Annotated in this window: 11 protein-coding genes; 5 read left to right on the top strand and 6 right to left on the bottom strand. The window is 72.6% G+C overall.

Features of this window, described 5'->3' with window-relative positions; all coding sequences use genetic code 11:
- Nucleotides 1-35: 35 nt before the first annotated feature.
- Nucleotides 36-1,361 (bottom strand): DUF2252 domain-containing protein, encoded by a 1,326-nt coding sequence (locus ACZ63H_RS17865; RefSeq protein ID WP_469865995.1) that lies wholly within the window; start codon nt 1,359-1,361, stop codon nt 36-38.
- 166 nt (nt 1,362-1,527) lie between these two features.
- Here ACZ63H_RS17865 and dnaE point away from each other — a divergent pair, with 166 nt between their 5' ends.
- The gene (gene dnaE, locus ACZ63H_RS17860; RefSeq protein WP_469865993.1) at nt 1,528-5,067 is read left to right on the top strand and encodes a DNA polymerase III subunit alpha; all 3,540 of its coding nucleotides are present in this window, start codon (nt 1,528-1,530) and stop codon (nt 5,065-5,067) included.
- A gap of 94 nt (nt 5,068-5,161) precedes the next feature.
- On the opposite strand, the gene ACZ63H_RS17855 is transcribed toward dnaE, so the two are convergent.
- Entirely contained in the window at nt 5,162-5,329 is a 168-nt protein-coding gene (locus ACZ63H_RS17855) for a hypothetical protein (protein WP_467934620.1), read from the bottom strand.
- 223 nt (nt 5,330-5,552) lie between these two features.
- Between ACZ63H_RS17855 and ACZ63H_RS17850 the strand changes: the two genes are divergently transcribed.
- The 4 genes from ACZ63H_RS17850 to ACZ63H_RS17835 all read left to right on the top strand — a co-directional run bounded on the left by ACZ63H_RS17850 (nt 5,553) and on the right by ACZ63H_RS17835 (nt 9,375).
- On the top strand, nt 5,553-6,773 hold the full coding sequence (locus ACZ63H_RS17850; RefSeq protein WP_469865990.1) for an NYN domain-containing protein: 1,221 nt from the start codon (nt 5,553-5,555) through the stop codon (nt 6,771-6,773).
- 62 nt (nt 6,774-6,835) lie between these two features.
- Entirely contained in the window at nt 6,836-7,846 is a 1,011-nt protein-coding gene (locus ACZ63H_RS17845) for an ABC transporter ATP-binding protein (protein WP_467934618.1), read from the top strand.
- 64 nt (nt 7,847-7,910) lie between these two features.
- Nucleotides 7,911-8,732, top strand: a complete 822-nt coding sequence (locus tag ACZ63H_RS17840; protein ID WP_469865988.1) for an ABC transporter permease — start codon at nt 7,911-7,913, stop codon at nt 8,730-8,732.
- A 34-nt stretch (nt 8,733-8,766) separates the two neighbouring features.
- The gene (locus ACZ63H_RS17835) at nt 8,767-9,375 is read left to right on the top strand and encodes an AAA family ATPase (protein ID WP_469865986.1); all 609 of its coding nucleotides are present in this window, start codon (nt 8,767-8,769) and stop codon (nt 9,373-9,375) included.
- A gap of 14 nt (nt 9,376-9,389) precedes the next feature.
- Here ACZ63H_RS17835 and ybaK read toward each other — a convergent pair whose 3' ends face one another.
- The 4 genes from ybaK to ACZ63H_RS17815 all read right to left on the bottom strand — a co-directional run bounded on the left by ybaK (nt 9,390) and on the right by ACZ63H_RS17815 (nt 13,501).
- Nucleotides 9,390-9,890, bottom strand: a complete 501-nt coding sequence (gene ybaK, locus ACZ63H_RS17830; RefSeq protein ID WP_469865984.1) for a Cys-tRNA(Pro) deacylase — start codon at nt 9,888-9,890, stop codon at nt 9,390-9,392.
- A gap of 20 nt (nt 9,891-9,910) precedes the next feature.
- Nucleotides 9,911-10,651, bottom strand: a complete 741-nt coding sequence (locus tag ACZ63H_RS17825) for an LON peptidase substrate-binding domain-containing protein (RefSeq protein WP_469865982.1) — start codon at nt 10,649-10,651, stop codon at nt 9,911-9,913.
- Between the two features lie 11 nt (nt 10,652-10,662).
- Nucleotides 10,663-11,706 carry a hypothetical protein gene (locus tag ACZ63H_RS17820; RefSeq protein ID WP_469865980.1) on the bottom strand — a complete coding sequence of 348 codons (1,044 nt, stop codon included), beginning with the start codon at nt 11,704-11,706 and terminating at the stop codon, nt 10,663-10,665.
- A gap of 211 nt (nt 11,707-11,917) precedes the next feature.
- Nucleotides 11,918-13,501, bottom strand: a complete 1,584-nt coding sequence (locus ACZ63H_RS17815) for an oxidoreductase (RefSeq protein ID WP_469865978.1) — start codon at nt 13,499-13,501, stop codon at nt 11,918-11,920.
- Nucleotides 13,502-13,508: the final 7 nt, after the last annotated feature.

Below are 13,508 nucleotides of genomic sequence, written 5' to 3'. Positions count from 1 at the left end.
AGGGACCCCTAAAGGGTGCCTGTGAATCCCGGTGGTCACAGCCCCGGGATCCGGCCGTTGCGGAACAGGTCCACGAAGATCTGGTGGTCGGCACGCGCGCGTGCGCCGTAGGTGTGCGCGAAGTCCGCCAGCAGGGGCGCGAAGCCCTCCTCGTCCGCCGCGATCGCCGCGTCGATGGCCCGCTCGGTGGAGAACGGCACCAGGGACTCGCCGGAGGTGTCGTCCGCCGCCGCGTGCATGGCGGCGGTGGCCCGGCCCAGGTCGGCGACGACGGCCGCGATCTCCTCCGGGTCGTCGATGTCGCCCCAGTCCAGGTCCACCGCGTACGGCGAGACCTCGGCGACCAGCTGGCCCGCGCCGTCCAGCTCGGTCCAGCCGAGCCACGGGTCGGCGTGCGCCTGCAGGGCGCGCTGGGAGATCACCGTGCGGTGGCCCTCGTGGTGGAAGTACCGGGCGACGGCCGGATCCGTGATGTGCCGGGAGACGGCCGGGGTCTGGGCCTGCTTGATGTAGATCACCACGTCGTTCTCCAGGGCGTCGCTGTGGCCCTCCAGGAGGATGTTGTACGACGGCAGCCCCGCCGAGCCGATGCCGATGCCCCGGCGGCCCACCACGTCCTTGACCCGGTAGGAGTCCGGGCGGGCCAGGGAGGAGTCCGGCAGGGTCTCCAGATAGCCGTCGAAGGCCGCCAGGATCTTGTACCGGGTGGCGGCGTCCAGCTCGATGGAGCCGCCGCCCGGGGCGAAGCGGCGCTCGAAGTCGCGGATCTCGGTCATCGACTCCAGCAGCCCGAACCGGGTCATCGCGCGGGCGTCACGCAGCGCGTCCAGCAGCGGACCCTGCGCGGTGTCCAGCGTGAACGGCGGCACCTCGTCCCGCTTGGCGTCCGTGGCCAGGGCGTGGATCCGCTCGCGGTACGCGTGCGCGTAGACGGTCACCAGTTCCGTGATCTGCGCGTCACCGAGCGCCTTCGCGTACCCGATCAGCGCGACGGACGCCGCGAAGCGCTTGAGGTCCCAGGTGAACGGGCCGACGTAGGCCTCGTCGAAGTCGTTGACGTTGAAGACCAGCCGGCCGTTCGAATCCATGTACGTGCCGAAGTTCTCCGCGTGCAGGTCGCCGTGGATCCACACCCGCGAGGTGCGCTCGTCCAGGTACGGACCGCCGCGCTTGTCGGCGTCGAGGTCGTGGTAGAAGAGGCAGGCCGTGCCCCGGTAGAACGCGAAGGCCGAGGCCGCCATCTTCCGGAACTTCACCCGGAACGCGGCCGGGTCGGCGGCCAGGAGCCGGCCGAAAGCGGTGTCGAAGACGGCGAGGATCTCCTCGCCGCGCTGCTCCTCGTCGAGCTGGGGGACCGACATCGCGGGGTGCCTCCTGGTGCATGCGTACGACAGCGTTTCTGCCGACTCCAACGCACGACGGTACGCGCACGTGCCCGGCGACTGTCAGCGGCGAGGCATAGACTTCGACGCTGACCCCAGAACTGTCCGCCAGACCGTCGCCCAGTGTTTCCCCGGAGGCTCAACCGTGTCGAAGCCGCCCTTCACGCACCTGCACGTCCACACCCAGTACTCGCTGCTGGACGGTGCCGCGCGGCTGAAGGACATGTTCAATGCCTGCAATGAGATGGGCATGACGCACATCGCCATGTCCGACCACGGCAACCTGCACGGCGCGTACGACTTCTTCCATTCCGCGAAAAAGGCCGGAATCACCCCGATCATCGGGATCGAGGCCTATGTCGCCCCGGAGTCCCGGCGCAACAAGCGGAAGATCCTCTGGGGCCAGCCGCACCAGAAGCGGGACGACATCTCCGGCTCCGGCGGTTACACCCACAAGACGATGTGGGCGGTGAACAGGACCGGCCTGCACAACCTCTTCAGGCTCTCCTCCGACGCCTACGCCGAGGGCTGGCTGCAGAAGTGGCCCCGGATGGACAAGGAGACCATCGCCAAGTGGTCCGAGGGCATCGTCGCCTCCACCGGCTGCCCCTCCGGCGAGGTGCAGACCCGGCTGCGCCTCGGCCACTTCGACGAGGCCCTGAAGGCCGCCGCCGAGTACCAGGACATCTTCGGCAAGGACAAGTACTTCCTGGAGCTGATGGACCACGGCATCGAGATCGAGCGCCGGGTCCGCGACGGCCTGCTGGAGATCGGCAAGAAGCTCGGCATCCCCCCGCTGGTCACCAACGACTCGCACTACACCTACGCGCACGAGGCGGGCGCCCACGACGCCCTGCTGTGCATCCAGACCGGCAAGAACCTCTCCGACCCCGACCGCTTCAAGTTCGACGGCACCGGCTACTACCTGAAGTCCACGGACGAGATGTACGCCATCGACTCCTCGGACGCCTGGCAGGAGGGCTGCGCCAACACGCTCCTCGTCGCCGAGATGGTGGACACCGCCGGCATGTTCGAGAAGCGCGACCTCATGCCCAAGTTCGACATCCCCGAGGGCTACACCGAGGTCACCTGGTTCAAGGAGGAGGTCCGCCGCGGCATGGAGCGCCGCTTCCCGGGCGGTATCCCCGAGGACCGCCAGAAGCAGGCCGAGTACGAGATGGACACCATCATCTCGATGGGCTTCCCCGGCTACTTCCTCGTGGTCGCCGACTTCATCATGTGGGCCAAGAAGCAGGGCATCGCGGTCGGCCCCGGCCGAGGCTCCGCCGCCGGCTCGATCGTCGCCTACGCGCTCGGCATCACCGACCTCGACCCGATCCCGCACGGCCTGATCTTCGAGCGGTTCCTCAACCCCGAGCGCATCTCGATGCCCGATGTCGACATCGACTTCGACGAGCGCCGGCGCGTCGAGGTGATCCGGTACGTGACCGAGAAGTACGGCGCCGACAAGGTCGCCATGATCGGCACCTACGGCACCATCAAGGCCAAGAACGCGATCAAGGACTCCGCGCGCGTGCTGGGCTACCCGTACGCGATGGGCGACCGCATCACCAAGGCCATGCCCGCCGACGTCCTCGGCAAGGGCATCCCGCTGTCCGGCATCACCGACCCCGCGCACCCCCGCTACAGCGAGGCCGGCGAGGTCCGCGCGATGTACGAGAACGAGCCGGATGTGAAGAAGGTCATCGACACCGCGCGCGGTGTGGAGGGCCTGGTCCGGCAGATGGGCGTGCACGCCGCCGGCGTGATCATGTCCAGCGAGACCATCACCGAGCACGTCCCGGTGTGGGTGAGGCACACCGACGGCGTGACCATCACCCAGTGGGACTACCCGAGCTGCGAGTCGCTCGGCCTGCTGAAGATGGACTTCCTGGGCCTGCGCAACCTCACGATCATGGACGACGCGGTCAAGATGGTGAAGGCCAACAAGGGCCTCGACATCGACCTGCTGTCCCTGCCGCTGGACGACCCCACGACCTTCGAACTGCTCCAGCGCGGCGACACCCTCGGCGTCTTCCAGTTCGACGGCGGCCCCATGCGCTCCCTGCTCCGGCTGATGAAGCCGGACAACTTCGAGGACATCTCCGCCGTCTCGGCCCTGTACCGGCCGGGCCCGATGGGCATGAACTCGCACACGAACTACGCGCTGCGCAAGAACGGGCAGCAGGAGATCACGCCGATCCACCCGGAGCTGGAGGAGCCGCTCAAGGAGGTCCTGGACGTCACCTACGGCCTGATCGTCTACCAGGAGCAGGTGCAGAAGGCCGCCCAGATCATCGCCGGCTACTCGCTCGGCGAGGCCGACATCCTCCGCCGCGTGATGGGCAAGAAGAAGCCGGAGGAGCTGGAGAAGAACTTCGTCATCTTCCAGGCCGGCGCCCGCAAGAACGGCTACAGCGACGAGGCCATCCAGGCGCTGTGGGACGTGCTGGTCCCGTTCGCCGGCTACGCCTTCAACAAGGCCCACTCGGCCGCGTACGGCCTGGTGTCGTACTGGACGGCGTACCTGAAGGCGAACCACCCCGCCGAGTACATGGCCGCCCTGCTCACCTCCGTCAAGGACGACAAGGACAAGTCGGCGGTCTACCTCAACGAGTGCCGCCGCATGGGCATCCGGGTGCTCCCGCCGAACGTCAACGAGTCGGAGGCGAACTTCGCCGCCCAGGGCGACGACGTGATCCTCTTCGGCCTGTCCGCCGTCCGCAACGTCGGCACCAACGTCGTCGAGTCGATCATCAAGTGCCGCAAGGCGAAGGGGAAGTACACCTCCTTCCCCGACTACCTCGACAAGGTCGAGGCGGTGGTCTGCAACAAGCGCACCACCGAATCGCTGATCAAGGCCGGCGCCTTCGACTCCATGGGCCACACCCGCAAGGGGCTCATGGCGCAGTACGAGCCGATGATCGACAACGTGGTCGCGGTCAAGCGCAAGGAGGCCGAGGGCCAGTTCGACCTCTTCGGCGGCATGGGCGAGGAGACCAGCAGCGAGCCCGGCTTCGGACTGGACGTGGAGTTCTCCACCGACGAGTGGGACAAGACCTACCTGCTCGCCCAGGAGCGGGAGATGCTCGGTCTGTACGTCTCCGACCACCCCCTCTTCGGTCTGGAGCACGTCCTCGCCGACAAGGCCGACGCGGGCATCTCCCAGCTCACCGGCGGCGAGCACGCCGACGGCGCGGTGGTCACCATCGGCGGCATCATCTCCGGCCTCCAGCGCAAGATGACCAAGCAGGGCAACGCCTGGGCCATCGCCACCGTGGAGGACCTCGCCGGCTCCATCGAGTGCATGTTCTTCCCCGCCACCTACCAGCTCGTGTCGACCCAACTCGTCGAGGACGCCGTGGTGTTCGTCAAGGGCCGGCTCGACAAGCGGGAGGACGTGCCCCGGCTCGTCGCCATGGAGCTGATGGTCCCGGACCTGTCCAACGTGGGCGCCAACGCCCCCGTGGTGCTCACCATCCCGGCGGTCAAGGTGACCCCGCCGATGGTCAGCCGCCTCGGCGAGATCCTCAGCCACCACAAGGGCGACAGCGAGGTCCGGATCATGCTCCAGGGCCCGCGCAAGACCACCGTGCTGCGCCTGGACCGGCACCGGGTCAAGCCCGACCCGGCCCTGTACGGCGACCTGAAGGTGCTCCTCGGCCCGTCCTGCCTGGCCGGCTGAGGCCCGCACCGGGAACGCGGCGGCCACCGCGGCGGAAAAGGGGCGCACCCGTCACGGGTGCGCCCCTCATATGTGCCCGGGCTCCAACTGCCCTTTAGTTGTGGCCGAAGCTCTTCTGCTTCTTGCGCGCGCCCTCCGCCGGGCCGCCCTGGATGTGGGAGACCGGCGACTCGTGCTCCTCCGCCGGGGGCCGCTGCGGGTGCTCGCCCTGCTGCGCGCGGTTCTTCGGGCCGGCCTGCTTGCGGTTCTTGTTCTTGGCCATGGTGGTGCCTCCTGTGGGGAATCTAGGGGCCAGGGCCGGGACCAGATTCACATATGCCGACAACAGTCGCATGTCGGATAATTACCGTCTGTGACAGGGCGGGTGGACGGACCGGAACCGGAAACGCCACGCCGAAGATCGAGTTCGGGCCGTTAAGCTCCGCGCGGTCGGGCAGACTCGAAGCAAGTCCGAAGCAAAGCCTCCCGGGAAGAGGGTGAGTCGCGTGGACCGCTGCATCGTCCTGGTGGACGCCGGGTACCTGCTGGGCGCCGCCGCCAGCCTCCTCGCGGGTGAGCCCTCGCGGTCCCGGATCACGGTCGACCACACCGCGCTGATCCAGGCGCTGCGCGACCGCGCGGAGTCCGACACCGAGCGCCCGCTGCTGCGCATCTACTGGTTCGACGGCGCCCCCGACCGGGTTCCCCAGCCGGAGCACCGACGGCTGCGGGTGATGCCCCGGGTCACCGTCCGGCTGGGCGCCCTGACCCGCAGCGACGGACGCTGGGCGCAGAAGGGCGTGGACGCCGCCATGCACGCCGAACTGACCGAACTGGCCCGCAACCGCGCCTGTTCCGACGTCGTCCTGGTCACCGGCGACGGCGATCTGCTGCCCGGCATGATGGCCGCCAAGGAACACGGCGTCGCCGTCCACCTGTGGGCCGTGCAGGCCGCCGACGGCGACTACAACCAGTCCGAGGACCTGGTCGCCGAGGCCGACGAACGGCGGGTGCTGGACCGCGCCTGGATCACCCAGGCCGTCCGCGCCAAGGAGCTGACCGGCGTCTGCCCCCCGCCGCCCGCGCCCCGCCCCGAGATCGCCGCGATCCTCTCCGCGCCCCTGCCCGAGTCCGCGCTCACGGCGGCCGAACGGCCCGCCGAACAGCCCGCGCACCCCCCGGCCGCCACGGTGACGCGGAACGGCGCCCCCGAACGGGTCCCCGCCGCCAAGGGCGTGCCCACCCCCAAGGACCTGGCCGCGCTGCGCGCACCCGGCGCCCCGGCCGCGCAGCACCCGACGACCGCGACCCTGCGCTGGTCCTCCGACAAGGGCTGGGTCGACCGGCCGGGGGTGGCCGCCGAGCCCCCCGAGGCCGCCTCCCTGCCCACCCTGGCCCAGCTCACCACCGCCGAACAGCGGTGGGCCGACCGGGAGGAGGACATCACCACCGTCGGCGGCGATCCGTACGAGGTGGGACAGGTCTTCGCCCGCCGCTGGATCTCCCGCCTCGGCGACCAGGGGCACTTGCAGCGGCTGTCGCAGATGTACCCGCGCATCCCGCACCGGATCGACGGCGAGCTGCTGCGGTACGCGGCCCGGTTCGGGCTGCTCGCGCACAAGGACGACCAGATCGACGAGCACGACCGTTACGCCATTCGGGCGGGGTTCTGGCGCGAGTTCGACATCCCGGCGGCGGCCGAACAGCACGCGCCCGCCGCCGACTGAAGCCGCGGAGCCGCCCCCAAAGGCGAGTAAAGCGCCCGGACCCCGTACTCTCGTCCCTTGTGATGACGCGCGCGGGAGAGGCACTCGGGTACGACGCGGTCGTACGCGTGCGCGGGCTCGGCAAGACCTACCCGGCCGTCCGGGGCCGGCGGGGCACCCCCGGCACCCCCGAGGTGCGGGCCACCGACGGGGTGGAGCTGGACGTGCGGCGCGGCGAGGTGTTCGGGCTGCTCGGCCCGAACGGCGCCGGCAAGTCCACCCTCGTCCGGCAGCTCACCGGGCTGCTGCGGCCGGACACGGGCAGCGTCGAGATCCTCGGCCACGACATCGTCCGGCACCCCGAGCGGGCCGCCCGGATCCTCGCCTACCTCGGCCAGGAGTCCAGCGCCCTGGACGAGCTGACCGTCTCCCTCGCCGCCGAGACCACCGGACGCCTGCGCGGCCTGGACGTACGGCGGGCCCGCGCCGAACGGGACGCCGTGCTGGAGGAGCTGGGGCTGACCCCGATCGCCGGCCGGGCGCTGAAGAAGCTGTCCGGCGGGCAGCGGCGGCTCGCCTGCTTCGCCGCCGCCCTGGTGGGCCGGCGCCCGCTGCTCGTGCTGGACGAGCCGACCACCGGCATGGACCCGGTGGCCCGGCGCGCGGTGTGGGCGGCCGTGGACCGGCGGCGGGCCGAGCACGGCACGACCGTGCTGCTGGTCACCCACAACGTCATCGAGGCCGAGACGGTGCTGGACCGGGTCGCCGTGCTCGACCAGGGCCGGGTCATCGCCTGCGACACCCCCGCCGGGCTCAAGGCGCGGGTCGCCGGCGAGGTGCGGGTGGAGCTGGTGTGGCGCGAGCGGGCGCCGCTGGAGGTGCCCGAGGTGGCCGTGCTGCGCGAGCGGGCGGCGGAGTCCGGCCGGCGCTGGACGCTGCGGCTCGCGCCCGAGGAGGCCCGCGCCGTCGTCGCCACGGTGACCGGCGGGGCCGCCTTCGCCGCCCTGGACGACTTCACGCTCGCCACGCCCAGCCTGGAGGACGTCTATCTCGAGCTGGGCGGGGCGGCCCGGCAGGGACTGGTGAGGGCGTGAGCGAACGGACCCCGCAGCGCGTCGGGGTCTGTGCCGCCGCCGTAGGGAAGAGGAGCAGCTCGTCGTGAGTGTCGTACCCGCCGAGGTTCTGCCCGGCGGCCCCCGGGCCGTACCGGAGCCGGCGCCGCACGCGGCCGAGCTCGGGCCGCGTGCGCGGCTGTGGCCGTCGCTGGTGGCCGTCTACCGGGCGCAGCTGTCCCGGGCCCGGGTGGCACGGATCCCGCTGCTGTTCGTGGCGACCTTCCAGTCCGTCGGCATCACCGTGATGATGCGCGGGGTGGTCGACACCGGCCGCGAGGCCCAGTCCGTGGTGGCCGGGTCGTCGGTGCTGGTCGTCGCCTACGTGGCGCTGAACCTGCTGTCGCAGTACTTCGGGCAGCTGCGGGCCAGCGGCGGACTCGACCACTACGCCACGCTGCCGGTGCCGCCGGCGGCGGTGGTGCTGGGCGCGGCGGCGGCCTACGCCTCCTTCACCGTGCCGGGCACCCTGGTCACCGCCGTCTTCGGCTGTGTGCTGTTCGGGCTGCCGCTGGCCAACCTGTGGGTCCTGCTGGCGGTCGTCCCGCTCGCCGGGGCCGCGCTGGCCGGGCTCGGCGCCGCCTGCGGGCTGCTCGCGCCCCGGCCGGAGCTGGCCACGCTGCTCGGCCAGCTGGGCATGTCGGCGGCGCTGCTGCTGGGGGTGCTGCCGGCCGACCGGATGCCCGAGGCGGTCCGGCTGGCCCGCGACCTGCTGCCCTCGACCTACGGCGTGGAGGCGTACGCGCGCACCTTCGGGGACCACCCCGACTGGGCGCTGGTCCTCGTTGACCTGGGCGTGTGCGCGGGCGTCGGCGTCATCTCGCTGGCCGTGGCGACCCGGGCCTACCGCAGGGCCGCCGTCCGGTGACGCGGCGCACGGCGCGACCTGGCACGATGGCAGGGTGACCGCACCGTTGACTCCTCCGCCGCACGACGACTCCGCGCACCAGGTCCGGCAGTCCCCGCCCCCCGCGGGGCACGGGCGGGACGAGGACGGTCCCGGGATGCGGACGGAGCTGCGGGAGGCCGCCGTGATCACGGTGGCGCTGGCGCTCGCCGGGGTGCTGCTGGGGCTGCTGTGGTGGTGGCTGGCGCCGCGGGTGCCGCTGGTCGGCGACGTGCTGGACAAGAACTGGGTCGTCTATCTGAAGGACAGCGAGGGCGAGCAGGCCGTCGGGGTCGACGGAACGTTCACTCTGCTGGGGCTCGGCTTCGGTCTGCTCAGCGCGGTCGTCGTCTTCCTGCTGCGCCGGCGCGGCGGGGTGCCCCTGGTGGTCGCGCTCGGACTCGGGGGCCTGCTCGGGTCCCTGCTGGCCTGGCGGCTCGGGATGTGGCTCGGCCCCGACGCGGACGTGCTCGCGCACGCCCGGGCCGTCGGCAAGGGCGTGACCTTCCCGGCGCCGCTGAAGCTGTCGGCGAAGGGCGCGCTGCTGGCCTGGCCGCTCGCCGCGCTGCTCGCCCACCTGGGCCTCACCGGGCTGTTCGGCCCCCGGGACCCCGAGACGCCGTAGCGGCGCGGCCCCGGTCAGCCCTTCCCGATCGGCGCCAGGACCGCGTCCGTCAGCTCGGCCAGGTCCTTCGGGGCCAGTTCGACCTCCAGGCCCCGGCGGCCCGCCGAGACGCAGATCGTGGGGTGGGCCCCGGCCGAGTCGTCGAGGACCGTGCGGAGCTTCTTGCGCTGGCCGAGCGGGGAGATGCCGCCGCGGACGTAGCCCGTGGTGCGCTCGGCGAGCGCCGGGTCGGCCATCGCCGCCCGCTTGCCGCCCACCGCCGCCGCCAGGGCCTTCAGGTCCAGCGAGCCGGCCACCGGGACCACGCCGACCACCAGGGAGCCGTCCACCTCGGCCACCAGGGTCTTGAAGACCCGGTCGGGGGAGACGCCCATGGCCTCGGCCGCCTCCTCGCCGTAGGAGGGGTGGGCGGGGTCGTGGTCGTAGGCGTGGACGGTGAAGTCCACGCCCGCCGCCGTCAGGGCCACCGTCGCGGGCGTGCCCCCGGACTGCTGCTTCTTCGGCTTCTTCGCCATGCTCGCTCTTTCCGGTCCCCTCAGTTCAGGCTCGTCGGCGTCCGCGTCAGCTCGAACGCGGGCAGCGACGGCAGGCTGCGGATGATCGACGTCTCCGCGCGCAGGAGTCTCAGCTCGTCCCGCAGCCGGGAGGCGGTGTCCGGAGCCTGGAGCAGCCGCTGCTTGGTCGGCGTGTCGTGCACCATGGCCGCGGCCACCAGGTACGACACCACGCCCGGGTCGTCCGGCAGCTCCGTGCCGCCGGACAGCGAGCGTTCCCGGGCACCCGCCAGCCGCTTCTGGTAGCGGCGGAAGGACCGCAGGACGTCCTCGGCCAGCGCGCCGGCCTCGTCCCCGGACTCCTCCGCCAGCTCCTCCAGCTCCGCGGTCAGATACGGGCCGGAGGCGTCCACGGACAGCAGCCGCACCCGGGTCGTGCCGGTCGCCAGCACCTCGAAGGTGCCGTCGGGCCGTTCCCGGATCGTCGCCGCGTCCGCCACACAGCCCACCCCGTGGAAGGCCCGCAGCGGGTCGGCTCCGAAGCCGGCGGCCGGGCCCCGTTCGGGCTGTGCGGTGGGATCGGGCATGCCCGGGGCGCTCGGCGCGACCTCGTGGCCGTCCCGGATGGCGACGACGGCGAACCGGCGCGGTTCCTCCTCGGGGGCCTTCAGCAGATCGCGCATCATGGCGCGATACCGCTCCTCGAAGACGTTCAGCGGCAGCACGAGACCCGGGAACAGCACCGAGTTCAGCGGAAAGAGCGGCAGACGGACGGTGGTCACGGCGCCCCAGCCTAGTGGTCCGCGGCGCGGGCGTGTCCGCCGTGGCCGCCACCGGGCTCCGGCGGCGCCCCCAGCAGCCCGGCCAGGACGCTCCGCGGAGCCGCCGTCTCCAGGTGCTCGCGCAGCCGCAGGAAGTGGCCGAGCGGGTCCTCGGAGAACCGGTCCCAGGGGAACGACGTGGCGTACGGGCCGATCAGCCGGAGCTCGGCGCGGGCGTCCTCGAAGCGCTCCAGCCGCAGCAGGAGGTACAGCAGCTTGTTGCGCACCTCGGCCGGCGCCGGATCGGCCGCCGGCAGGCGCGCGGACAGCGCCATCGCCCGGTCGGCCGCCGCCTCCAGCCGGGCGCGCGGCACCGTCGCGCCGCAGCCGTCGGTCAGATAGCCGAAGGCCGCGCGGGCGGGCAGCGCCTGGACCAGCGAGTCGGCCGGGGCGTCCTGCGCGGCCCGGTCGGCGAAGTCGAAGCACTCGCGGTGCGAACCGTGCCAGGAGGCGGCCAGATAGCGCAGGGCGGCCACGTGGCAGCCGTAGTGGTGCGGCGCGCGCCGGACGGCCGCCTCCCACAGCTCCTCGAAGTAGCGGTGCCCGGCCCGGGCGCCGCGCGCGTGGTCGAGCGCGATCCGCCAGGGCACCGGGTCGCGGTCTTCGGCGCGGGCGGCGGCGGTGATCAGCGGGCTCACCTCGCGCAGCAGCTCGGCCCGGGCCGGGGAGGGCCAGGCCCGGTCCACCGCCAGCTGGGCCCCGACCAGCAGCGCGCCGGCGTCGCCGGGGGCGGCGGCGCGCCACTCCTCGTACCACTCCGGGCGCGAGCGGGCGAAGGCGGCCAGACGGCGGGCGTACCGGTCCCGGTGCTCCCAGTCGGCCGCCGCCCGGGTCTCGGCGAGCAGGCCGGCGGCGACGGCGTACTCGCCCCGGCCGGCCGCGACGAGCGCGGGCGAGAGGCGGTCGTCGGGCGCGTCGAGCACGGCCTCGTCCCCGGCCGGTGGCCGGTGGGCCGGGCGCGCGGGGCGTTTGGTCATCCGGCGGGCGGGGCGGATGAACGAGGGCAGCAGAGCCATGGTGCCGACCATTGAAAGTCCGCAGGTCGGGGCGGCGCCAGAGGGACAAGGCAAGTCGTGGAAGGTTGTACGGCCGACGGTAAAGGTCCCGTAAAGGGTGAATGTGCACCTTGTGCAGAGGTGGTGAGCTTGTGCGGGTGTGGTGAGAGTGACGGGTGGTTTCCGGAGCGGCACACTCCGCCGCCCGCCGGGTCCGTCCGCCGCCGGCCCGTCAGCTCCGGCGCAGCAGCCGGGTCGCGCCCGCCGCCACCGTGGTCGCCAGGACCCACCCGGCGAGGACCATCGCCGTCGCCAGCCACTGCCAGCCGCCGCGCAACTGCCACTGCCCCACCTGGCCGAGGTCGATCACCGGCAGCAGCAGGTCCAGCGTGAACAGCGCCGGGCTCCACTCGGGATGGCCGCCGGAGCTCATCGGCGGGTGGTGGGCGTGCGCGAACGCCAGGGTGCCCGCCGCCCACAGCACCGCCATCCAGACCGCGGCCCGGCCCGGCCGGTAGCCGTAGGCCACCGTCCAGTCCTGCGCGAACCCCCAGACCTTGGCGGCCGGCGGCAGCGTCTCGCGCCGCCGGCGCTGCTTGGCGAGCAGCACCTCGCGCGCGTCCTCGTCCTCCCCGGCGGAGCGCAGCACCGAGGCCAGCCGCTCGTAGGGCTCCGGGGCGTACTCGGCGGTGGCCGCCGCCACCCAGTCCAGGCGCCGGGCCAGCGGGAAGGGGCCCTGCGGCACCAGGTTCTCGTAGCTGAACCCGCCCATGTGCAGACTTCCCGCGTCCGGCCAGCTGCTCGCGCGGTCCACCAGGTTCACCACCCGCGCGCCCGACAGCAGCACCTTGCCGCGCTGCGGCTTGTCCCCGAGGAAGCGCAGCTCCGGCGTCTGCACCCGGCGCAGCGACAGCTCCTGGTCGTCGGTGAGGGAGAACCGGGCCCGCTCCAGGTCGACGGCGTCCCCGAACCGCCCGTCGTCCAGCCGCACCCCGCCCCGGCACTCGAACCGCTGGATGCGCGTCCCGTGCGCGGGCGTGGTGCCGCTCAGCGCCGGGCCGCCCACCCCGGCCGGGGTCAGGTAGAGGGTGCGCTCGACCGTGAGCTGGGGGGCGTTCAGGGCGAACCGGGCGTAGGGGTTGGCGAGTCTCGCGCCCCGGAGGCTGAGCGAGCCGCCGACCTGGGCGCCGCGCAGGCTCAGCTCGCCGTGCGACTCCAGCAGCTCCGCCTGGAGGTCCTGGCCGACGGTCATGCCGTCCGCCGCGATGGACCGGTTGCCGCGGTCGCGGTACACGATCGCCTGGTTGAGCAGCAGGTCGGTGCCGATGTGCGCGTCGGTCAGCCGGACGCCGTTCTGGAACCGGCAGCGCGGCAGGTGCAGATCGCCCTCCGTGTGCACCCGGGCCGCCTCCAGGCGCGGCGCCGCGCAGTCCACCAGGCGCACGGTCGTGAACCGGGCCTCGGGCAGCCGGACCTCCTGGTCGAAGCGGCAGCCCGTCAGCTCGACGTACGGCGTCACCTGGCCACCGGCCAGATCCAGCACCCCGGCGATCCGTACGCCGACGAGTTTCAGCGCGGACACCCGGCCGGCCAGCGCCGGCGGGCCGTCCAGCAGCAGCCAGCAGACGATGCGGGCGCGCACGGTCCGCTCCGGGCCCCAGGGATGCCCGCCGTGCGGATCGTCCGCGGCGAAGTCCCCGCTGCTCAGGTCGTACACGCTGCCGTTGCGGAAGGCCTGCCACATGCCCGCCTCGGCCGCGGTCAGGTCGTCCGGCAGGTCGCCCTCGCTGATGCGGACGCCGGCTCCCTCGGTCACCGCACTC

It is taken from the genome of Streptomyces sp. NPDC104831, assembly GCF_055583025.1.
This window is presented reverse-complemented; position numbering and strand designations above follow the sequence as displayed.

Excerpts from the sequence above, each read along its gene's own strand:
- ACZ63H_RS17845 (WP_467934618.1), top strand. The coding sequence starts at position 6,836 with ATGACGCGCGCGGGAGAGGCACTCGGGTACGACGCGGTCGTACGCGTG.
- ACZ63H_RS17865 (WP_469865995.1), bottom strand. The coding sequence starts at position 1,361 with ATGTCGGTCCCCCAGCTCGACGAGGAGCAGCGCGGCGAGGAGATCCTC.
- ACZ63H_RS17820 (WP_469865980.1), bottom strand. The coding sequence starts at position 11,706 with ATGGCTCTGCTGCCCTCGTTCATCCGCCCCGCCCGCCGGATGACCAAA.
- ACZ63H_RS17855 (WP_467934620.1), bottom strand. The coding sequence starts at position 5,329 with ATGGCCAAGAACAAGAACCGCAAGCAGGCCGGCCCGAAGAACCGCGCG.
- ybaK (WP_469865984.1), bottom strand. The coding sequence starts at position 9,890 with ATGGCGAAGAAGCCGAAGAAGCAGCAGTCCGGGGGCACGCCCGCGACG.